At 48.0% G+C, this 21,371-nt stretch carries 20 protein-coding genes and 2 tRNA genes; 13 read left to right on the top strand and 9 right to left on the bottom strand.

The genetic code is table 11. The features are described 5' to 3' along the window. Positions 1-199: 199 nt before the first annotated feature. Positions 200-475 (top strand): hypothetical protein, encoded by a 276-nt coding sequence (locus BCY86_RS09935; RefSeq protein WP_156865180.1) that lies wholly within the window; start codon positions 200-202, stop codon positions 473-475. A 238-nt stretch (positions 476-713) separates the two neighbouring features. Further along, a complete protein-coding gene (locus tag BCY86_RS08310) occupies positions 714-1,814 on the top strand; it encodes a Nif3-like dinuclear metal center hexameric protein (RefSeq protein ID WP_075277670.1) in 1,101 nt (366 codons plus the stop codon). 78 nt (positions 1,815-1,892) lie between these two features. Here BCY86_RS08310 and BCY86_RS08315 read toward each other — a convergent pair whose 3' ends face one another. The 3 genes from BCY86_RS08315 to gltX all read right to left on the bottom strand — a co-directional run bounded on the left by BCY86_RS08315 (position 1,893) and on the right by gltX (position 4,888). Then, positions 1,893-2,423, bottom strand: a complete 531-nt coding sequence (locus tag BCY86_RS08315) for a peroxiredoxin (RefSeq protein WP_075277308.1) — start codon at positions 2,421-2,423, stop codon at positions 1,893-1,895. 102 nt (positions 2,424-2,525) lie between these two features. Beyond that, positions 2,526-3,461 (bottom strand): CPBP family intramembrane glutamic endopeptidase, encoded by a 936-nt coding sequence (locus BCY86_RS08320; protein ID WP_075277309.1) that lies wholly within the window; start codon positions 3,459-3,461, stop codon positions 2,526-2,528. Next, positions 3,458-4,888, bottom strand: coding sequence for a glutamate--tRNA ligase (gene gltX, locus BCY86_RS08325; protein ID WP_245776228.1), 1,431 nt, complete (start codon positions 4,886-4,888; stop codon positions 3,458-3,460). The genes BCY86_RS08320 and gltX overlap by 4 nt, the downstream gene beginning before the upstream one ends. A gap of 197 nt (positions 4,889-5,085) precedes the next feature. On the opposite strand from gltX, the gene BCY86_RS08330 reads away from it, so the two are divergent. The 5 genes from BCY86_RS08330 to BCY86_RS08350 all read left to right on the top strand — a co-directional run bounded on the left by BCY86_RS08330 (position 5,086) and on the right by BCY86_RS08350 (position 9,794). Beyond that, on the top strand, positions 5,086-5,469 hold the full coding sequence (locus tag BCY86_RS08330; protein WP_075277311.1) for a hypothetical protein: 384 nt from the start codon (positions 5,086-5,088) through the stop codon (positions 5,467-5,469). Then, entirely contained in the window at positions 5,466-5,972 is a 507-nt protein-coding gene (locus BCY86_RS08335) for a DUF2505 family protein (RefSeq protein WP_075277312.1), read from the top strand. The genes BCY86_RS08330 and BCY86_RS08335 overlap by 4 nt, the downstream gene beginning before the upstream one ends. A 16-nt stretch (positions 5,973-5,988) precedes the next feature. Further along, positions 5,989-6,687: a heme exporter protein CcmB gene (locus BCY86_RS08340; RefSeq protein WP_075277313.1), complete on the top strand. Its 699-nt coding sequence runs from the start codon at positions 5,989-5,991 to the stop codon at positions 6,685-6,687. 391 nt (positions 6,688-7,078) lie between these two features. Next, positions 7,079-7,666 (top strand): nicotinate (nicotinamide) nucleotide adenylyltransferase, encoded by a 588-nt coding sequence (nadD, locus tag BCY86_RS08345; RefSeq protein WP_075277314.1) that lies wholly within the window; start codon positions 7,079-7,081, stop codon positions 7,664-7,666. A 70-nt stretch (positions 7,667-7,736) separates the two neighbouring features. Next, complete coding sequence (locus BCY86_RS08350; protein ID WP_075277315.1) at positions 7,737-9,794, top strand: sensor histidine kinase; 2,058 nt, start codon at positions 7,737-7,739, stop codon at positions 9,792-9,794. A 43-nt stretch (positions 9,795-9,837) separates the two neighbouring features. Here BCY86_RS08350 and BCY86_RS08355 read toward each other — a convergent pair whose 3' ends face one another. Continuing rightward, positions 9,838-11,049 carry an SGNH/GDSL hydrolase family protein gene (locus tag BCY86_RS08355; protein WP_156865181.1) on the bottom strand — a complete coding sequence of 404 codons (1,212 nt, stop codon included), beginning with the start codon at positions 11,047-11,049 and terminating at the stop codon, positions 9,838-9,840. A 96-nt stretch (positions 11,050-11,145) separates the two neighbouring features. Between BCY86_RS08355 and BCY86_RS08360 the strand changes: the two genes are divergently transcribed. After that, positions 11,146-11,988, top strand: a complete 843-nt coding sequence (locus tag BCY86_RS08360) for an SDR family NAD(P)-dependent oxidoreductase (protein WP_075277317.1) — start codon at positions 11,146-11,148, stop codon at positions 11,986-11,988. Between the two features lie 102 nt (positions 11,989-12,090). Further along, positions 12,091-12,164: transfer RNA gene (locus BCY86_RS08365), tRNA-Pro, on the top strand. Positions 12,165-12,255: 91 nt separating this feature from the next. On the opposite strand, the gene ribA is transcribed toward BCY86_RS08365, so the two are convergent. Both ribA and BCY86_RS08375 read right to left on the bottom strand, forming a co-directional pair. Further along, positions 12,256-12,903 carry a GTP cyclohydrolase II gene (gene ribA / locus BCY86_RS08370; RefSeq protein ID WP_075277318.1) on the bottom strand — a complete coding sequence of 216 codons (648 nt, stop codon included), beginning with the start codon at positions 12,901-12,903 and terminating at the stop codon, positions 12,256-12,258. A 113-nt stretch (positions 12,904-13,016) separates the two neighbouring features. After that, complete coding sequence (locus BCY86_RS08375; protein ID WP_075277319.1) at positions 13,017-13,586, bottom strand: fasciclin domain-containing protein; 570 nt, start codon at positions 13,584-13,586, stop codon at positions 13,017-13,019. Positions 13,587-14,342: 756 nt separating this feature from the next. On the opposite strand from BCY86_RS08375, the gene BCY86_RS09940 reads away from it, so the two are divergent. Further along, on the top strand, positions 14,343-14,750 hold the full coding sequence (locus tag BCY86_RS09940) for a hypothetical protein (protein ID WP_156865182.1): 408 nt from the start codon (positions 14,343-14,345) through the stop codon (positions 14,748-14,750). 476 nt (positions 14,751-15,226) lie between these two features. Here BCY86_RS09940 and BCY86_RS09945 read toward each other — a convergent pair whose 3' ends face one another. After that, complete coding sequence (locus BCY86_RS09945) at positions 15,227-15,466, bottom strand: hypothetical protein (RefSeq protein WP_156865183.1); 240 nt, start codon at positions 15,464-15,466, stop codon at positions 15,227-15,229. A gap of 70 nt (positions 15,467-15,536) precedes the next feature. After that, positions 15,537-15,610, bottom strand: a tRNA-Arg gene (locus BCY86_RS08390). 489 nt (positions 15,611-16,099) lie between these two features. On the opposite strand from BCY86_RS08390, the gene BCY86_RS08400 reads away from it, so the two are divergent. The 3 genes from BCY86_RS08400 (at position 16,100) to BCY86_RS09405 (ending at position 19,761) form a co-directional block, all read left to right on the top strand. Beyond that, the gene (locus BCY86_RS08400) at positions 16,100-18,184 is read left to right on the top strand and encodes a bifunctional serine/threonine-protein kinase/formylglycine-generating enzyme family protein (RefSeq protein ID WP_075277323.1); all 2,085 of its coding nucleotides are present in this window, start codon (positions 16,100-16,102) and stop codon (positions 18,182-18,184) included. Between the two features lie 109 nt (positions 18,185-18,293). Further along, a complete protein-coding gene (locus tag BCY86_RS08405) occupies positions 18,294-19,088 on the top strand; it encodes a rhomboid family intramembrane serine protease (RefSeq protein ID WP_172824847.1) in 795 nt (264 codons plus the stop codon). A gap of 397 nt (positions 19,089-19,485) precedes the next feature. Further along, a complete protein-coding gene (locus BCY86_RS09405; RefSeq protein ID WP_083604294.1) occupies positions 19,486-19,761 on the top strand; it encodes a PD-(D/E)XK nuclease family transposase in 276 nt (91 codons plus the stop codon). Positions 19,762-20,440: 679 nt separating this feature from the next. Here the strand turns inward: BCY86_RS09405 and miaA are convergent. Then, positions 20,441-21,361 carry a tRNA (adenosine(37)-N6)-dimethylallyltransferase MiaA gene (miaA, locus tag BCY86_RS08415; protein ID WP_075277325.1) on the bottom strand — a complete coding sequence of 307 codons (921 nt, stop codon included), beginning with the start codon at positions 21,359-21,361 and terminating at the stop codon, positions 20,441-20,443. Positions 21,362-21,371 lie beyond the last annotated feature (10 nt).

Consider the following 21,371-nt stretch of genomic DNA (forward strand, 5'->3'; position numbering starts at 1 on the left):
CTGTATGGACTTTTTTACAGAACATCAGCTGGACCTTCGTATTCTTTCGTATTCTTAGGAGTCACCATCCCGATCGCACTCGATCTTTTCATCCTGCTCTTCTACCGAAAGCCCCTCGTGAAAGAGTCTTGCTCCCAACCCTCGCCTTGCACGACATGGATTCCACTGGCTCCGACAAAAAAGACTTCCTCTCTTTATCTTGCTCACTCCCCCCTTTTTCATCATCTTCTATCAACTGTTCGAGTTCTATCCGAACTTCTCCGAAGACTGGATAGACACATCATCCATCATTGCGTCGCTGAAACACGGCATATTCGATCTCCTCACGTCACGGGGACTCGACCCCCCCCAAGAAGAAGTGATCAACGCAGGGGCATTAGTACCTGTTTCTCTGGAGCATTTACGTAGCCACACGGATCACCAATCTGCCGAACAACTCAACACAGCGAGAGAGTTGAGGCAACATCACTCTTAGAAAATCTGATTCACTGCACTCCACAATAATTAACTTCTCTCCTTTGGGAAGAATACCATCCTGCGCGTATGTGGCTCCTCTATCTTGCGACTGGGTTTGTGGGCACTTTTGGTTTGTACAAATGGTCCTACTCCCATAAAATCTCTTCCTCTAGCCTATCCCTCTAATCCTTCGCGAAATCACAGAAAAAGCAGATAGAACGATGGATCTAACAACCTAGCCACTCTGGATGATTCCTATGCTTCTCAAACACTTTGTGAACATTCTAGAAGAACTTGCTCCTCTGCAATTTGCCGCATCTTGGGACAATGTAGGTCTCCTTCTGGGGGATCCCGAACAGTCTATCTCACGCGCATTTTTAACAATCGACTACACTGACGCAACCGCTCAAGAGGCTTATAGCATGGGAGCTGATCTTGTCATTGCCTATCACCCCCCTATCTTCCCCCATGTCTCACGCCTCCAAGGAGGGGATCTTTGTTATGAGGCTGCCCGCCGCAACATCGCGCTATACAGCATCCATACTGCACTCGACGTGATGGAAGGGGGAACCAACGACGTCCTGGCTGACGTAGTCGAACTCGAAACCAGAAGGCCCTTGCGCCCCGCTTGCTCCAAAGCGGTTTCCTACAAACTCGTCACATTTATCCCTCAAGAACACCGTCACACCTTAAGTCAAGCACTATTCGAAGCAGGAGCAGGTCATATCGGCCACTACACGTCATGCAGCTTTCAATCGCTAGGCACAGGAACCTTCTTGGGCAAACCCGGTACCCACCCCGCCGTAGGAACCCCAGGCCATTTCGAACAGCACGAAGAGATTAGGATCGAAACTATTGTCCCTGAAAACAAAGTATGCGCTGTCATCGAAGCGCTGAAGAGGAGGCATCCTTATGAAGAGCCCGCTTTTGATCTGATCCCGCTCGCCTCCCCCCCCAAGAGAAAAGGATTGGGAAGAATCGGGACCCGCCACTTGACCGATGGAGAAACATTAGCCAGAAAAATAGGGCATGGACTGAAGCTTGATCACTTGCTAATCGCAGGCCCAAAAGCAAGGCTTGTCGAGCGCATTGCTGTGTGTGCAGGGGCAGGGCGAGATCTCCTCGACGACGCGATCGAACAAGGCGCCGATCTCTTCCTGACAGGGGAATTGCCCCATCACGATGTGCTGAAAGCCATTCGCAAAGGGATGCTCGTGATATGCACATTACACACTTCAAGTGAGCGAAAGGCATTGTCATTATTCCAAGAGAAAATCAAACTCCAGACCCCCAATGTTATTCTCAAAGTAAGCAGTCAAGACCACGAGCCTCTTACCATTTATCCGGTCAAATCCTAAACCACACTTCATTTTTTTAAGAAAAAAGGGGGTGCTGCAATCAAACACCCACTTTTTTTGGATTTTTCCCTTTCTTTCTTACAGCGTCTTCTGACCTTTTTCCCAATTCACTGGACACAATTCACCGGTCTGAAATGCATCAATAATCCGCAACGTTTCAGCAACATTACGCCCAACTTTCAGATCATTGATGGTGATCGAACGGATAATCCCCTCCGGATCCACCACAAACGTAGCCCGCAGAGGGACCCCTTCTTGGGAATGCAGAATACCAAGTGCTGTAGCGAGTTCCCGTTTATGATCGGCCAACATAGGGAACGGGAGCTCTTGCAGACTTGCATGAGAATTTCGCCACGCAAGATGGACATAATGCGTATCCGCACTCGCTCCAAGTACTTGAACGCCGCGTTCCACAAAATCTTTGTGCCTCCGACCGAATTCAGCAATTTCTGTAGGACAAACAAAAGTAAAGTCCATAGGCCAAAAGAAAAGAACGATCCATTTACCCGGATACATATCCTGTGAGATCACCTTGAATTCTTTTCCAGGCTCTCGGCTCACCACAGCTTGCAATTTGAATGAAGGCAGTTTATCGCCAATGTTGATCATGCTTTGATTCCTCCTAAAGGTAGTTAATTGACTGGATCCGCAATGTACTTCACTCTCACCCATTTGTCTCGCTCGGATCGATCTTATCTGTAGAAATCTCAATCAAGAGGGAGGCAAAAAAACAGTGGGAAGGGCATTGCGGTGATGCAGGGCTAGCCAATCCATCAGCCCTGCAACGGTAATGTGAACAAGAAACCCCTGATAGATGCTTTTGGTCTGCATGCTCAATGAGCCCAACGCGACCCCAGCTACGATAGCTCCCATTGCTTCCAAATAAGGCTTGCCGTAATGAATCATGCAATAAGGGACAGCAACAGCAAAAATAGCCGTAGAGCCCATGCTCTTGCGCAATGCACCGAGCCACCACCCTCGAAAGAAAAGCTCCAGCGAGAAAAATTGGACAAAATAGATCGTTTCCCAAGCGAGGAAATCAAACCAGCTCCTGCTCGACTGCTGGTAAAATGGATAATAGATCGTAAAATCAGGTTGCGAGCTGACGACCCACATCGCAGGAAGGACGATTGCTAAGCATGCGAGATAAATCCACACATGACGAAAAAAGCTAGAGGGCCGCAGCCCAAAATCGAGCAGAGAGTCTTCGCGAAAAAGGATCTTCCACAAGAGAAAAGGCGCGACCACGTACCCTACAACACAAGAGAACCCCCACCATCCAAATTCATAAAGCTCTTGCCAAAACGCGAGTTTAAGAGAAAGGTGGGCTTGTACACATTGCGTAACCATCGGGAGGAGATAGGCGCGGTAGAAGTGTACTTTACCATAATATTGCTGCCCCGTCAACACGAAAGCAGCAATGACCATTGCAACAAAGGGGCGAAGATCGGTTGTCCCCTTTCGAAGAGCCTCTTCTCTCCACTGATATGCCTCTCGATCTAGCTCTAGCCAGGTACGGCGAAATGCCAACCACAAAAGAGGACAGAGAAGAAGAAGAACAGGCACAGGAATACATGCGCGAATAACCGTACTCCACCCTGAAGAGTCAGCCATAGCGAAAGAAGAGAGCAGCGTGTATTCCGTCACGGTGCTTGCGAGAATGTAAGCCCCCGCTCAAGCCGATTCATGGATTCCTTCTTGCCAAGAATCGAAAGGACCTCAAAAAGACCTGGGCTCGCACTGGAGCCCGTCAGTGCAACACGAACTGGCTGCGCGATCTCCTTCATAGACTTCCTCTGCTCTTCGAGCCACTGACGCACACGCTGCTCAAGCTCCTGTTCTGACCATGGCTCTATCCCTTCAAGAACTGCAAGGAAAGATCGGAACAACGCATTGGAGGCTGGGACAAGATACTTTTCCACCGCCTCCCCATCCATAATAGGCGATTTCCGGAGATAAAAATCCAGCGCTTCGGCAGCCTCTTCATACGTGCGCGCTCGCTCCCGAATGGTAGGGATCCCTTTCTCCAACGTATCGGACGCAATAGCAGTTTGAGGGAGACCTCGCTTCTCTAAAAAAGGAATAACGCTCTGTTGGTAAGCAGCAGCATCCGTCAATCGCTCTGTTTTGAGATGCTCGTGGTTAATTGCGAGCAGCTTCTGCGCATCGAATCTGCCATCGGCCCGCCTGCATCCTTTCCAGTCAAAGAGCTCAATCAGCTCCTGTCGAGAAAACACTTCCTGATCGCCGTGAGACCACCCAAAGCGAACCAAATAATTGAGCAGGGCGGTGGGGGAGTATCCTCGCTCACGATATTCTGTTACACTGACAGCACCGTGACGTTTGGAAAGTTTTTCGCCGTTCGGAGCGAGCAGCATCGGCAAATGCGCGAATTTAGGGACGGGAGCTCCAAAAGCCTCATAGAGCAGGATTTGGGATGGCGTATTCACCAGATGATCCCGCCCGCGAGCAACTAAGGTAATCTCCATGGTGATATCATCGACCACAGCTCCGAAATTATAAAGTGGGATCCCGTCCGCCCGAATCAACACAAAATCTTGCTGCACGGAGTTAGGGGTTTGGATCTCCCCAAAAACCTGATCGATATAGGTAGTTACCCCTTCGGTCGGTGTTTTAAAGCGAAGTACGTAGGGGAGAGACGGGTGGTCGGTGCGCGCGCGACAGGTACCTGGATACTTGAAATGTGCTTTAGGATGACTCGCTTTAAAAGCAGCGCGCTGGGCATCGAGTTCTTCTTTCGTGCAATAGCACCGGTATGCTTTTCCCTCTTGAACAAGCCGCTCGCCCCAAGCTCGATAAATATCAAGCCTATCCATCTGAACGTAAGGTCCATAAACTCCCCCTACGTCAAGTCCTTCGTCCCACGTGAGCCCTAACCATCGCAGAGAGTCCAAAATCATACCAACACTTTCTTGAGTCGAGCGTTCTCGATCGCTGTCTTCAATGCGGAGGACAAATACACCCCCTGTCTTGCGAGCCCACAGCCAATTGAACAAGCAGGTCCTGATGCAGCCGATATGGAGATACCCCGTAGGGGATGGAGCGAAACGCACACGGGTTTTTCTGACAGAAGATGAGCTACGCATGATGGACGACACGGAATAAAAGGCACTGATGAAAAATGAGAAAAAGCAGCATTAGCTTTAGATTCTTTTTGCACAATTACACAGCAAGAAACAAGAGGTCTCTTGCACAAAAAAAGGTTTGGCACTACACTTTTTCATTTCTTATCTCTTAGAAAGGAACCCCGATGAAGAAGAGTCCGCTTGCTCAAGTTAAGGAGAAATTCGGCGATAAGGCCGGTCTGATCAAAGCCCTAGAGCCTCTCACTTCCCACGATCTTTGTGTCTCTCGGCTTCACGATGCAAAAGAGCTCGCGCACGTTTCGAATGCGAAATTGCTTAAGCTGTATTATACCCTTTCTATTGTTAAAGAGCGTTTTGGAAATCGAGACAAATTAATTGAGACGATTTTAGAAATGCAGAAGCGGGTGAAAGATACAGGATATCGGGCACGGCTTTCGACTTACCCAATCCCTCGGCTCTATGATTTGTTCCGCTCTCTCCTCAAACGAGAGAAGGCGATGGAAAAGAAAAAAGAGGCACAGCAGGCAGCTTCTCAAAAAGCATCATGAACAGGCTTGTGCTCCGGCATTCGCTTGCCTGCGATGAGAAAACTTACTGGGAGAAGTGTGTTTTCAATGAAGAGCATAACCATCGCCTGTATATGGAGCAATTAGGCTTTGTAGACTATCGACTTCTTGAACAACAAGAGTCGCAGCATCATGTCCAACGAAGGATCTCTTTGACTCCATCCCTCAAATGGATTCATCCATCTCTTAAAAAGTGGATAGGCAAGCATTTTAGCTACATCGAAGAGGGAACTTTTGATCGATCGCGAATGCGCTATCAGTTTTCTGTAATCCCTAGTGTTCTTGCGAATAAAACCAAGATTTCAGGAACACTCCACTGCGAATTTTCCAGTCCAAGAGAGATTCATCAGGTGGTTCAGCTTCACATTGATATCCAAGTGTTTGGGGTAGGCTCTCTCTTGGAAGAGAGAGTGATGGCTGATTTGAAGCAATCGTATGGCCGCGCGCATCAATTTACAGCTCAGTTTTTGCTTGAATACCTGTAGTTCGTAGGCGCCTTTGATGGGCACAGTATGCTCTTATACTCGTTTTTTTGCTCAGGTTTGGTTTCTCACAAAAAAGGACCTGCTCATTGAGTGGCGTACGAAGGAGATTCTGACGACAACCGTTTTTTTTGCTGTGTTGATTGCGATTCTCTGTTCGATCGCATGTCATTTGAGCGGGATCCCTCCGATTTGCATCGCAGCCCCTGCATTATGGCTTTCCATCGCCTTTTCAAGCCTCTTTTCGGTGGGGCGCATGTGGCAACGAGAGCGCGATAACCAGGCGATGACTGTATTGCTTCTTGCTCCGATTGCTCGGTCTTCCATTTTTTTAGCGAAGGTACTGGGAATGCTGATCTGCACGACGCTCATGGAGTGCTTAGTGCTTCCTGTGATTGCAGTGCTGACTCATCTCAATCTTGTTGAAATTCTCCTTCCTCTGTTGCTCCTTCTCCTCTTGGGGAATATCGGCATCGCTTTCATGGGAACGCTGTTTGGTTTCATGACAATTCGCACGCGTGCGCGGGATTTAGCGATTGCTTCGGTGGTTCTCCCTATTTTAACCCCTTCTCTTCTCTGTGCAGTTGCAGGGACCCGTGAACTTTTGGAAGGGGCCATTACAGCGGAATGGATGGATTGGGTTTTACTGCTTCTCGTCTTTGATGGAGTGGCTGCAACCCTTAGCTTAGCAACTTTTTATTTTCTTCTCGAAGAATAAAGAAAAAACAACGCGTTGGGGAGAAAAGTCAAAGGAAAAGAGACACAGCGAAGACAAAAAAGGGGGCTGGAGACAAGGTTAAAGGAATGAGAGAACGGGAAGAATAAGGAGAATGGCTGGGGAGACACCACCGTGGAGGACGAGAGTCCTTTCCCAACTCGCTCCGCTCAAGCAGACGGCTCCCTCCCGTTCTCCCTGGAGGATGTGTTTTTTCTCCCCCTCCTCCTCGTCCCCCACCACCTACTATGTTCCCTATCCACTTATTATCCTCCTTCGGAGCACCACCATAATCACCCTCACACCAAAGAGAACTCGACGAAAAGAGTCACTTATTGTAATCAAGGCGAAGTACTCGTCAATCAACAAACAGGTTCTTGTCTGGCTTTAGGGAATGAAGGTCGGTTTTTTTGGAGGAAGTTTTAACCCACCCCATATGGCACATGTGTTTGCTACATGCCTTCTTTTATCCACAGAACCTCTTGATACGATTTTGATCGTGCCGACTTTTAAGCATCCGTTTGGCAAACCGCTCGTTCCTTTTGAACACCGTATGCGTATGTGCGAAATGGCGATGGGGTGGATGCCCCGCGTCTATGTTTCTTCTATCGAGCTAGAGTTAGGGGGAGAAAGCCATACGATCCGAACTATCACCCACTTAGCAGAAACTCATCCCAGCTGGTCCTTGCAGCTCATTATTGGAGAAGACCAGCTACTCGAAGCGCATAAGTGGAAACGTTTTGACACGCTCTGCCATATGACCCCTCCTCTTATTCTCAAACGCACAAGCTTTTCAGCTGATTCCTCTCACGCCCAAAGCAATATAGCACTGCTCCCTTCCCTCTCCAGTACTGAAATAAGACAGAAACTAGCTCAGGAGCAGTGGGATGAACTGCACCACCTCGTCCCCCACCGCGTAATCAAATACATTAGAACACATCGCCTGTATCTATCCCCTCTTCCTCCTTCAAAAACCTCATAGAATGGACGAATTGAAATTTCACTTCAACCTGTTAGGATTCGTCGATCTACCCGTAGAGGTTTAAGTTTCAATGGGAGAGCTTCGTCCTCAGACAACCCTCTTCTGTGCTGTCATTGCGTTTGCGATTGCCCTCTCCACCCTCCTGCGAGAACGCAAACTTGTCCAATGGCTTTTCACAGCCTTTGCGATGGATATCGCCTTCTGGTATGCAAGCCAATCTTTTTATGCCTTTTTTCAATCCCCCATTTGGGTGCGCATGACAGGCCTTTCGACTGTCTTGCTCCCCCAATTCGCAGTCCATCTGTTTCAAGCGTTCATCCCCTCGACCGAACGGATCTGGGAACCCAAACTCACGAAAGTCTCAACAGCCCTCAGCATTCCAACACTCGCTCTCGTACTCTCCCCTTACCAAGAACATCCACTCGTTCTTGGTTCGCTTTATTTCTACGTGTTCGGCATCCTCGCCGCAGCACTCCTTCACCTCGCACGGAGAGGGCATCAAAGCCTATCGAGAGCTATTCGCGACCGCGTTCGCTTTTTGGTCGTTGTCGGGATGCTAGCAACCACCTTCACACTTGCAGATTTCCTCTCCTTTTTAGGGGTTACTCTCCCCCCCATCGGAGCCGTCCTCTCGATCGTCTTTCTCTTTGTCCTTTCGGAATCGATCACGCGATCCCGCCTGATAGACCTCTATGAGATAGCAGGTCAACTCTTAGTCTCCACCGCACTCGCCTTCTGCCTAGCCGGCATTTTTTATTTCTTTGTTACCGTGATTGGCAGACTGCACACCATGTATTTGAACGCAGTCCTGGCGGCCATCGTCTTTCTCGTTCTATTTGAACCTCTGCGCAATGAAGTGGAGAGAAGAATCCACCAATTCTTCTTCCGAGAGCGGCGCGCCTTGGAGACCAGCATTGTTGAATTGCGCCGACGGTTAGCTCATGTACTCGAGATCGATGAAATGATTGAAACCCTCCTGATCGGACTCGAACGTTCGCGACGGGCCACAAGCTGTGCCTGTTACCTGCGCGACCAAGAGAACCACGGATTCGATCTCGCAGGGGCCATAGGGAGCACGGTGCCTCAACGCATTGAGGCATTCGCGGCACGCCCCCTCCTCGACAAGCTTCAAAAAGGGGCTTTTTCTTTAGAAGAAGCTGCTCAAAAAGGCGATGCAGCGTTCCACGCAGCGGCTGCAACCCTCGGCCAACTCCAGAATTCCGTTCTGATTGGGATACGGAGTGAAGAGGAAGCACTGATCGGTTTCATCTGCATTGCTGATGAACGTGTAGGGGATGCCTTCACACCAGAGGAAATAGCCCTTCTTGAACCGATCGGCACCCAAATTGGAATCGCCATCGCAAACAGCAAAATCTATGCCCGCATGAAAGAACAGGATCGGCTTGCCGCGCTGGGCGCAATGGCGGCTGGACTTGCACACGAAGTAAAAAATCCGTTGGGGTCGATCAAAGGCTCCGCCCAGCTTCTTGAGGAATTGATCTCTCCACAGGATCCTTCTGCGCGGGAGTTCATTGGAATTATTCTAGAAGAAGTCGAGCGGTTGGATAAGGTAGTAGGGAGCTTTTTGGATTACGCACGCCCTCACGCTGGAACCCCGATTCCACTGGATGTCAATGCAGCTATCCGACGCACATTGCAAATCCTGGCAAGCCAACACCATGAAAAAATAGAAGTTCAGGTTGAACTCGATGAAGAGCTACCACACGCCCAAATCGATCCAGAAAAATTTCGGCAAGTCATGCTCAATTTACTCCAGAATGCCATTCACGCGATCGACGGGCATGGGCTCATCTCCATCGTTACAGGGATCGGCCACAACATGCGGTTAATGTGGAGCGGTGCTTCAAACGAAAGCTCCGAAGAAAAAGGTAGCCGCTTGATCGAGATCTCCGTCCGCGACACAGGCCCAGGGATTTCTCAAAAGGTTCTCAAAAACCTATTCATCCCTTTTTTTACAACAAAAGAGCAAGGAACAGGGCTCGGCTTGGCTATCAGCCAAAGCATCATCCAGAATGCAGGGGGAACCATCGATGTACAAACCCACTCGGGAGCTGGAACCACGTTTACGATCAAACTCCCCGCAGCTGATCCACATCATCCCGCATAAAAGAGCCTGCTATCAATTATATCAGAAAGGGCGCTCGGGAAGGTTAAGAAGTCAGCAAAGCATCGACGATCGTTTTCAACATTTGAAGCGCCAAGAAATTATAGAGATTGAGGCCGTAGTTCAGACCGTCGGGATTGAGCATGCCACCCCCTTGAGGATGAACGGTCAGATGCACGCCATCCTTCGCAATGCCGTAGTGAGGAATATGCTCAAGCGCATAACGCAAATCCATCAGGGGGAGATGGCGCTCGCAAGCGATTTGAGCGATTACCCGACTGAGAACGTATGTCTGCCACGCAATGCGATCGTTGGTTAACAAACGATGATCGAACGAACAATCAACATGGCTAGGATCGCGCATATGCCTGGGCAATGTAGTCAGAATCGGGATCACCCCATGATTTTCAAGACTTTGAACGAGCGTCTCCAATTTTGAACGGAATTTGATGATGAGTTCATCCCCTTGACTCAAGTTGCTCGCTGCATCATTCGTCCCCAACATCACCAGAGCGTAAGCGGGGGAAATTGTCTTGATTAAATCCTCAACAGGCGTGCGGCCTGTCGTGGGCTCTTGCCAAAACGCCCATCCTACCCTTGCTCCATTTTTAGCAGCCCGTGGGGCACGGAAAGGATCATAGAAAGTACCCGAAATCCTGATCGCAGGGGTGTGAAAATACTCGATAACAGTTTGTGTACCCCCATCTGTCGGCTGATTGAGGGTCAGGAATTCAAGTAGAGAAGGGTCAATCTGACCTGGTTGATGTGCACCGATTCCAAAAGGGGCCAGAAATCCTGCGCTCAAAGAGAAGCTATCCCCGATCACTCCAAATACTCGATGATTCCTTTCCAAACGCTGCCCTACCATCACTAAGGAACGGAGCTTCCATACTCCCTGCTCTCCAAGCACGGTAACCTGCTGCAATAAGGTAGCAAATGGAAAAGAGAAAAGAGGAGGTTTTCGATCCAACGAAGAAGGGCGCTCGCACAAGCTCACCTCTTTCTCTAACCAGACAACGCTAGGGATCTGACAATCGGGCGAGAACGCGGAAGTCTCGAGCATAGAGGGGACAGAGGAGGAGGGAGAGGCTATTCTAGATTGCTTGGCTGTCAGTGTATCTGCAGAAATCATTGAAAAAATAGGATAATTGATCACTTGAATCGGTGGTTCATTCCCTTGACACCCCTTTTGACATCCTCCTATGCAGAGGATAGCCGCAATAAGCTGCCTAGGACACCATCGTTTTCCTCGGCACAAAATCCCCCATAACGACTTTTTGTGCTGAGTATCCTCTTCGCCTAAAAAGAACATCTGCACTAGACGACTCTAACGCTCTCAGGGTAAACAATCATCATGGGCTTACTCGAAGGGAAAACAGCTATCATCACAGGAGGAGGGAATGGGATCGGGCGGGCGTATGCGCTCCTCTTTGCCCAAGAAGGAGCTTCTGTCGTTGTCAATGACATAGGGGGCACTCGAGAAGGGAAAGGCAGAGATGAACGCATAGCACAAGCAATAGCCAAAGAAGTGAAGTCTAACGGGGGGAATGCCATCGCTGACTCCGGTGATGTCTCTACAAAAGAAGGAGTATCACAGCTTTTTCATACGGCTTTAACGAACTTTGGAAAAGTGGATATTTTAGTGAACAATGCAGGAATTCTGCGCAACCAAAGCTTTCTCCAGATGAATGAAGACGATTGGAATGCGCTTCTTTCGGTTCAGCTAGGAAGCACTTTCCTTTGTTCCCAAGCCTTTGCAAAACAGGCTATCGCGAAGAAGCAAGCGGGGCGCATTGTGAATACCATCAGCCTGAGTGGGATGCTGGGAAACGGGGGACAAGCCAACCATTCTGCTGCACACGCAGCCATTTATGGGCTGACACGGACTACAGCCATTGAGCTGCAAAGACACCGTATCACTGTCAACGCGATCGCCCCCTTTGCTAAAACACGCATGACTGAAGAACTCCCCACCTTCCAAGATACGCATGCCTTGACACCAGCTCATGTCGCTCCCGCTTCTTTATTTTTCGCCAGTCATCTTTGTGGAGACCGGACAGGATATGCGCTTCTGGTTGCTGGCGCTCGCATCTCAGCTTTTAAGATCACAGAGACCACCGGGCGATTCAAGGCTGGCAATGACCCCTGGTCCGCATCGGAAATCGCAGAGCACTGGAACAGCATCTTAAAGCCATGAAGGATCCCCCTAGAAATAGAGTGAGTGTTCATCACACTAGGCTTTGCTTTTTCCTAAGAGAAAGGATAAATGTAAAGTATAATCATAAGTACATGCTAGTCACGGGGAGTAGCACAGTCTGGTAGTGCGCGAGCTTTGGGAGCTTGAGGTCGTGGGTTCGAATCCCGCCTTCCCGACAACAACACTCATCCCGGTTGATCCAAGACAATCAATCAAAGCTAAGTCAATTCCAGCTAAAAACCATCGCTAAAAACCAAGAACAGAAAGTCAGTCAAGCTCGATCAAATGACCAGCGCGTTTGGCCTTGGTGAGAAGATAATGGCGATTGTGAAGAGAAGCAGGAACCACATGCGGCAGGCGCTTGGTAATGACCACCCCATGCTTCTCCAACTGTTCAATTTTATCGGGGTTGTTGGTCATCAGCTGAATGCTTTTTACCTCAAGCGCATGCAGCATGGTCGCAGCAATGCTGTAATCCCGCTCATCATCTCGAAACCCGAGAGCGCGATTAGCCTCAATCGTATCTAACCCCTGCTCTTGCAGTTGATAGGCGCGAATTTTATTGATGAGTCCGATATTGCGCCCTTCCTGACGCATATAAAGGAGAATCCCCTGCGGTAAATCTCCTATTCGTTTAAAAGCGAGCTCCAATTGTTGACGGCAATCGCACCGCAACGAGCCAAACACATCCCCTGTGAGGCATTCCGAATGGACGCGCGTGGGAACGCCTGCCGCTTTCGTGACGTCTCCTTGCACTATAGCAACATGCTCTTTGTGATCAAGATTATTTGAAAACACATAGATTCGGAACTTCCCAAATTGCGAAGGGAGTTCTGCTACGCTGGCTATCTCCACGCAAAAAGGAATTCCAGACTTAGACTTGACTGATGAACTAAGAATAGATGATGCACGCATACCCAAAAATCCTTATAGGAATCATGGAAATCCACCATGGAATGGGATAAATCTCCCTGGGAAAAAAACAGAAGCCCCCCGTTCAAGCGCAAATCCCGAAGAAATTTCGCTATTTACGGAGAAGGCTGAAGCACTGTATCAATGATATGAACGACACCATTTTTCCCTTCTAGATCAACCTGCATCAACTGTGCATCATTGACCTTTGCCAATGTTCCACTGACAGACATACTTACTGTTTTGCCTTGAAGTGTCTGGACAGTAGTCATTTTAACCACTTGTTCTGCTTTAAGGCGTTCAGCGATCAGGTGATACTTAAGCATATCTTGTAACTTCGCTTGATTTTCTGGCTTCAGAAGATCATCGATAGCGATGGAATTTTTCTCGGTGAGGCTCGCAAAAGCTTCTTCATTAGGGGCAAAAAGAGTCCACTCGTTGGGCCCTGTAAGTTGTTCTGAAAGGCCTGAGGCTTTGATAAGCTTCGCTAAGGTTGCAAGCGATTCTTCCGACATCACAATCTCCAGGATCGATTTCTGAGTAGGAGTTGGAGAAGAAGAGGGAGAATCACCAATCATATGAGGCCGCTGCGGCACCTGGGGAGGAGGCTCGTGAGAAGTGGTGGCTTCACAGGCTATGCCCACTAGGGAAAACATAAAAGGGAAGAGAAAATCTACGCGTCGCATCCACGCCTCTCTTTAGATTGTGGTTTGGGTTCTGGTTGACACAAAATGTATACTGGTAAAAGCGAATCCGCTCGAGGAAAAATTCAGAAAAATGAATCCTGCGAACTCATCGAACAAATACGCAGTCAATTCATAGCCTTCTTTTCCCATCTTGCTCTTTTTATGTTTTTTTGCGTCCGGACACCCTTGCAACTGGGGAATTTTATCCATTATTTTAATTGTTGTTTTTAATTCTTATTTAGGGGGTTTGCATGTTTTACGTCCTCTCTTGGAATAGGATTCGTCCTGACAGGATAGGCGCTCCGCATGCAGGGCCTACCAAAGAAAATGCTGCTCTTCATTCCCAAGAATGATATCCTTTATGACGCTGATTTTGCTCAACCTGAACTTCCAGTAAAGAAAAACCGAAAGAAAAGGACCCACTCGATTCCCACAAGTTCCCTCCCCAAGAATTAAATCCTAATCAAACCGGTACCTCTCCTCCAAGCTCTCCATCCACGGAACCGATCACTGACGTCCCCCTAGAAAATCTAGAAGACCGAGTTTCTGCCAGTTATTACTACGATGCACTGTTAATCAATCTCAGCCTTAAAGAGTGGGAAGGAAAAGTCACTTCTTTCATCCCCTTCCGCAAAGCGGGAAAAGGATAAGACCATGGGTTGGGGCATTACCGCATCCCTCATGTGAACCACTATCCACCTCCCAACCCAAAAGAACCGGCTACATAAAAACAGCTGTTCCACGATTCCTGATCAATTGAATCCCACTCGAGCACAAACTTATGTAACATCCCAAATCTTCAATGAAATCAAGAGCCTCGAGATCGACCCCAACATTGTTCCTACGCTCGTCACTTTTGCCATACTCCCTCATGAACATGAAAAATACCCACCTATCCGAAGGAATTCCGCCTGTCGGTTCCCACACGACTGGGCTCACGATATCGTCCAACCGAATACAGACAAATCTATCCCTATCGCCTTAGACCCCTTTAACCCACGAGGAGTCAGCGTTAATGAAACTGACATCCAATCCAACGGACCAATCGGCATCAATCAGCTTAAAACCTACGGGGCTTACACCCATCCCAATGCCAAAAAAGGCCCATCCTACTCAAGCAGACAGGCCTTGATTTCAGTTAGAACCCCATCTGGCAATCAGTGACTTCCAGGCTCTCTCCGTCGATATCGACCCCACTGGCCCTCATTACCGCTCTGCCATTCTGACGTGCTACATCATTTTCACAAGAGAATATGATCGGTTTTACAAGAACAACCATCCTTCTTGATTCTACAAAGCCTAGCATTAACAGAAACAAGACACGATACCATCTCGCTAAAGGCAAAGGAAATCGTCGAAAAATTCGAACAGCTGCCCATCCCACAAGAAGATATCCCTCGCATCAGCCCCATGCTCCAAGCCCTCTTCCAAAAAAAGGGCTGAAGCAGAACGTAACTGAATGATAAGGAACTATAAGATAAAAAGGAAAGCTACTCGAGATTTGTCCAAATGTCATAGGCTCGTGTCTCCTTGAGATTTTTGAAAATTGGTGAATGATGCTTAGGCAATCTTAGCGGTCGCAAAATCAGCAGGGCAATCCTACCCACTTATCAACTTCATGTGATAGGCTCTTCCTGTCTCTATAGAAAGGCTGAGGGATCAGACCACTCACACCCCATAGGACAGAGAAAAAGAATGCACAGGCAGAGACGCTTACAGGTTGAAGGTCTCGCACAATCCCACATGCGTCTTCTCAATAAAGGGGGCAGGCTGCATTGGATTACTCCATTCCCCTCTACTGCGCCTTGGAATAGGCCTGCACTGGACCATCCACGGCCTGTTGCCGGGTTCCTAGCTCCTTTCCCGCGATCTTCCGCCATTCCACACTACCCTTAATAGACAAGGAATGGAAAACCCTACCCACAGGTACAAAAATCTTTTCCCTTGAAGCGCGCTCGAGTGGATTCGAACCACTGACCTACGGCTTAGAAGGCCGCTGCTCTATCCAGCTGAGCTACGAGCGCTCATGTCTTCCTTTAACTTTATAATATCGACTATCTTCATACAGACTACAATCCACTCACATGGATGACTTACATCCACAACGAGCTAGCAATAACAAAAAAAAACAAGAGAGGGATATAAAAAACCAAGGTGAGATTTATGCAAGTGTATACACTCTTTTTCTTCAGTTCATTTGCCTATCGAAGGGGACTCGAACATCATGCCTTGAACTTGAGTTATCGAAAAATCAATCGTAACATATCACAGCAAAAGAAAATGGAATTTGGGATAGTACCCACTCAACCCTCTATTTTCCAAAGAGAAGACAATAAAGAACTTCACTTAAAACCGATTGGCAAGTCCTCCTTCCCCCTTTAATCTAATACGCAACATGAGACAAACAATTACCCAAAGAACCATTTTGTATCATAAATTGCTGTAAGTTATTCATTCGCTTAACCACACTCATTCACGTTTAGCAAAACCGCACAATCCTGGAGCAAGACACCTTGGTTCTTCAATTAAATCCCGGCACTATTTTCGGAGGAGATTATCGCATTGTAAAACCACTTAGCCAAGGCGGGATGGGATTCATCTATATCGCTGAACAGCTAAGTACAGGTGTACTCCGTGCGCTTAAATTGATGCAGCCTCAATGTGTGGAAAGCACGACGATGCGAAGGCGATTCGAGCAAGAAGCAAGGATTGGAGCACGCATTCAGAGTGACTATGTTGTATCGGTCCTGGGTGCAGGAGTAGACGAAGCGAGCGGTGTCCCCTGGCTCGCGATGGAACTGCTCCAGGGAGAAGATTTAAACCAATGTGTCATCCGATCTCCCCTTGCTGCAGAAGAAGCTCCTCAAGTCTTTCAGCCTCTTTTCCACGCGGTTGCCGCAGCTCATGATATTGGAGTGATCCACCGCGATCTTAAACCTGAAAACATATTTCTCGCTAAGTCGCGCAGACCCACAGAAAAGTTTACCCTTAAAGTCCTTGATTTTGGAATTGCTAAACTGGTTGAAGAAGGAAGAACACAGGCCACAGGTACCGTAGGCACCCCTCTCTGGATGGCCCCTGAACAAGCCTCTGCCAGTGAACGGATCACCCCTGCAACTGATGTCTGGGCACTAGGGCTCATTGTCTTTTATGCGCTCACTGGAAAGCGATATTGGATTGAGGCAAACAAACCTAATTCAACCCTTCCGATGCTTCTGCGTGAACTCGTTATAAAGCCGCTTGAACTTGCTACAGTGCGTGCTCAAGAGCTTGGTTGCACCCAACTTCCCCCTGCTCATTTCGATGAATGGTTTAGTCAATGTGTCGCACGTAATCCAGCCGAGCGTTTCCCAAATGCACGAGAAGCTTATATGGCGCTAGCTCCCATTATCGGTGATCGGAGTGGCGTTACCTTCAGTGATCCCCCCACCGAAATCATGAAAAACGATCAATATGATATCCCTCAGGTCATTACTGCTTCAAGAAATCGCACTCTTCACTTGATGGATCCCCTCTCCTCTTCTGATACAGAATTGATCCCCTCCTTTGCTTCCTCCCCTCATTCTGACATTCGCCCTAATCATCCCTCTCTAAGCAATACGACCCATTCTTTTTCCCATTCTCTTTCCCAGCTCCCCCCTGCTGCTAAAAAAACGGAAGTTGGCAAGACTGTTTATCCTTCTCCCTCCTCTACCCCTGTTTCACACCGCTCGCAAAAGTTTTCATCCACACTTGCCCCCTCTTCGCGTCGTCTTTCCCCAGGGAGAACGCTGGGGCTCTCGCTTGGCTCCGCCATCTTGCTCTTGGGCATAGGGTGGTTTTTCTTGTTCAAAAAAGAGGCAGGTCCTCTTTCCACGACTTCTCCTCCTATCCTCACCCCATCTGTTTTAAACGAAGAAAAGAACAAAGAAAAAGCACATCTCCGCTACCTGGCTGACGAAGAAACTACAGCGCATCTTTTCGAAGGAACCACTTTTCTGATGGGTTCTTCTAAATGGGATCCGCTTGAAGCACCTCCCCACCATGTCACACTTCAAGCTTTTCTCCTGGATATTTCACCTGTTTCAGTCCGTAACTACAATCGATGTGTGGCTGCAGGAGCTTGTTCCCCCGCAGGCCAACAAAAACTGTGCAACGCATCGACTGAAAATCATGAGAATCATCCAGTCAACTGCGTTACCTGGACACAAGCACAAACCTACTGTGAGTGGATAGGGCGCCGCCTCCCCATAGAAGAAGAATGGGAATACGCAGCCGCTGGACCGAACCAAGCCACCCTTCCTTGGAGAACTTCCGAAATTAAGGGGCACGTTTGTTCATTCATGTGTGCTCCTGATATCCCTACCTGCCCCTTAGGTGCCCATCCTTCCGGGAAAACACCTGAAGGAATTGAAGACATGCTCGGCAACGTATTGCAATGGACAGCCTCTACCTTCTGCCCTTACGATATGCTCAACTGCAATAGCTCCTTACGAACCATACGGGGCACAGGCGGTTGTCCTTCTGATCCCAATGGGTGGCGCAATACCATTCGAAGGGGGAAAGCACCTGAACACAATGACTACACCACTGGCTTTCGCTGTGCAAAAACCTTTTAATCTCAAAAGGAGACTACTTGCTCAAGGCTTGAGTTTTGCTAAACAAGAAAGCCTTTCTTTTCTCGATTTCCATAAGCACACAGTCACCGATTGTTGTAATGGGTTGCATATGAATCTGACGTTCCTCACTAAACTTGAAAAGCGACTAGCAAAATATGCGATCCCCCACCTGACTTATCTCATTGTGGGTGGCATGGCCGTGGCCTTTTTGTTGATTGCTGCGAAACCTTCCTTCGGGGAGATGTTAACGCTCAATCTCCATGAAGTAGCACGGGGACAGATCTGGCGACTATTTACTTATCTCTTCATCCCCCCTTCTGACTCCCACTTTTTCATTCTTTTTGTCCTGTACTGGACTTGGTGGGTAGGAATGAGCTTGGAAAATGAATGGGGAGCTTGCCGATTCAATTGTTTTTATGCCTTGGGAATGATCGGAACCACGATCGCTGCTGCTCTGACAGGAGGGGCAGAAGGGAACTTCTGGATCAACATTTCTCTTTTTCTCGCCTTCACAACTCTCTTCCCCAATTATCAAGTCTTGCTGTTTTTTTTCATTCCTATCTCTGTCAAATGGCTCGGACTAATGACAGGAGCATTTCTTTTTCTCTCTTTTTTAAGGGGAGATTGGGCCACCAAGGGGGCCATCCTCGCAGCATTATCAGATTACTTGCTATTTTTCGCCGCTTACTGGTGGAAGTATGCAAAAGAATGGCACCATCAGTCACGCACTTCAACGCGAACCGTCTCATTCACTCCTCCTCCCCCGGCGACGGACCCAATGGAGATGCGCACCTGCACTCTCTGCGGGGCATGCCAGCGGGACGGAGCAGACATCCGCGTGTGCACCTGTACAAAATGTGGCAAACCGACCCTGTTCTGTCTTGAGCACGCTCGCAACCACTAGCCCCGATTGACAAGCCGTTCATTGCATTCTTTACGTGTGTCGACGGAAGTAAGCGAGAGCCTTTTGTCATCGTTCCACAGACGGTCGCTGGTCCTAAGAAAAATCACCTGCCCGCTTAAATGCTAGACAGGCATGAGTTCTTGCAACAGTTGGCATGCTTTTTCAATCAGTTTCTGGGTTGTAAAGGAATCACCAAATAATGCCTATAAGTAAATACCCCGATTCAACCAATGATTTTGCTTTTCGAAAAATCTTCGGCACCGAGCAGCATAAAAACATCCTTAATCTGTTTCTTGAACGACATTCTCGAATTAAAGGGGAATAAAAGAATTCACCAATCCTCCTTCCTCCCTACGATTCAAGACGCCGTCATCATATCGTAAAACAGACCATTGTCATGTGCTTTGCCTTGATGACAAAGGGCGGCAATACCGTTGAAATTCAGGTAGCTTATATCCGAGGATTCGAAAAAAGAGCTCAATACTACGCAACTAAAGCTTACATCTCTCAAATGAAGAAAGGAGATATTTATCAGAATCTAAAAGAAATTATTTTTTTAGCTATCATCAATTTTGTGATGTTCAAAGAGAGCCCTGATTACAAATCAGACCATGTCATTTTAGACAGAAAATTCTATGAAATCATCTCAAGGATTTCTCGTTTTGTTTTATAGAGCTCCCTAAAATCAACAAAACTATCAATTCACTGGAAACAATCGTAGAAAATGGGTTTACTTTCTTAAGCACGCTTATGAAGACTCTGAGCAAGATCTAGACAAATTAGCAAGAAACGATACAGTTATCAAAGAGGCGGATGAGCCTCTCAACCAACACGTCTGGACAGACCAAGAGCGTTTTCTATAAGAACGAGAAGAAAAAAGCATCCGTGATGCAATGGCTATCACGGCCTATCAACGAGATGTTCTGGATGCTCATTACGAAGCGATGAAACAACATCGAACATTCATGGTACACCAACAGGAGTTAGCAACACGTCAACAAGAGTTGAGCAAACGTCACGAAGAACCGGCAGTATCAAGACAGAAGCTGGCAGAGTTACAATAAAAAGTCATGAGGTCACAGCAGGGATTGATAGTTTTACAACGAGAATTAACGAGAATTAATGAAGAAGCTACAAAAAATAGAGCTATCGGAAAATCCGAAAGACTAAAGACAAACAACTGAAAGAGTATCCTATGAACCCAGGGAGACCATGGGATGCAAGACTACAGAACCGTGAGCTTCTCTCGTGTCGCGATTCCTATACGTAAGCAAAAGTTTGGAAAGGGAATGAGGTCATGACAGAACTTTCTCAAAGCCAGTAAAACTTCTTCGATTTTAAGGCCAGTAACGTCAAGGAAAGCGTTCGTGGAAAAGCCATGTCACTTCCGCGGAACGGAGCCACGTGCGCTGTCTGCGTGCAAAGATCCGAGTGGCTCTGACAATAGAAAGCTCCAGTTCTTCTCCGTTCAACTCTCCTTTCAAGTAAGAACAGATCTGTTTGTATCCAACCGATCTCATGGGTCTAGTCAATTCATACCCATTTTGCAAAAGCATCCTGACTTCGTCAATCCAACCTTCAGCTAGCCACTGATGCACTCTCGCTTGAATCCGAACTGTCAATTCTTCAAGAGAGAGGGAATAGGCCAGCAACCGAAACGAATAGCGTTGCTTTTGAAAACCGTGACCAGAATGAAATAAACTCAGGGGCCTTCCAGTCAGCATATACACTTCAAGCGCTCGACTCACACGCATCACATCATGGGGATGCAATCGAGCTGCCATCAACGGGTCGACTTCGGACAGGCGCTGATGCAAAGCTGCTCGCCCTTCTGCTTCCACCAGTTCCTCAAGAGCAGCGCGCACCTGAAGATCTGCTGGAGGAGATTCTGCCAAACCGTAGAGAAGTGCCTTAACCCATAGAAAAGTTCCCCCACACAAAATCGGGTATCGACCGCGCAATCGAATTTCTTCTATAGCGGCTGATGCACGAGATGCAAAAAGAGCGACATCCCAGGGATCATGCGGGGATAAGAAATCCACCAGATGATGCGGAATCCTGGTCCTGTCATCCCGCGTTGGCTTTCCCGATCCTTTGTCGAACTCGCGATAGACCTGAACACTGTCTGCACCCACAATTTCTCCATTCACTTGCTCAGCAAGCTCCATAGCAAAAGCTGTTTTTCCGCTTGCTGTAGGCCCTACAATGGCAAGGAGATCTTCCGGATGCTCCTCCACACAACGCCTGGCTGTATCTACCGTCCAACGCTCCATATTCAATCGG

It is taken from the genome of Pajaroellobacter abortibovis, assembly GCF_001931505.1.
Lineage (GTDB): Bacteria > Myxococcota_A > Polyangia > Polyangiales > Polyangiaceae > Pajaroellobacter > Pajaroellobacter abortibovis.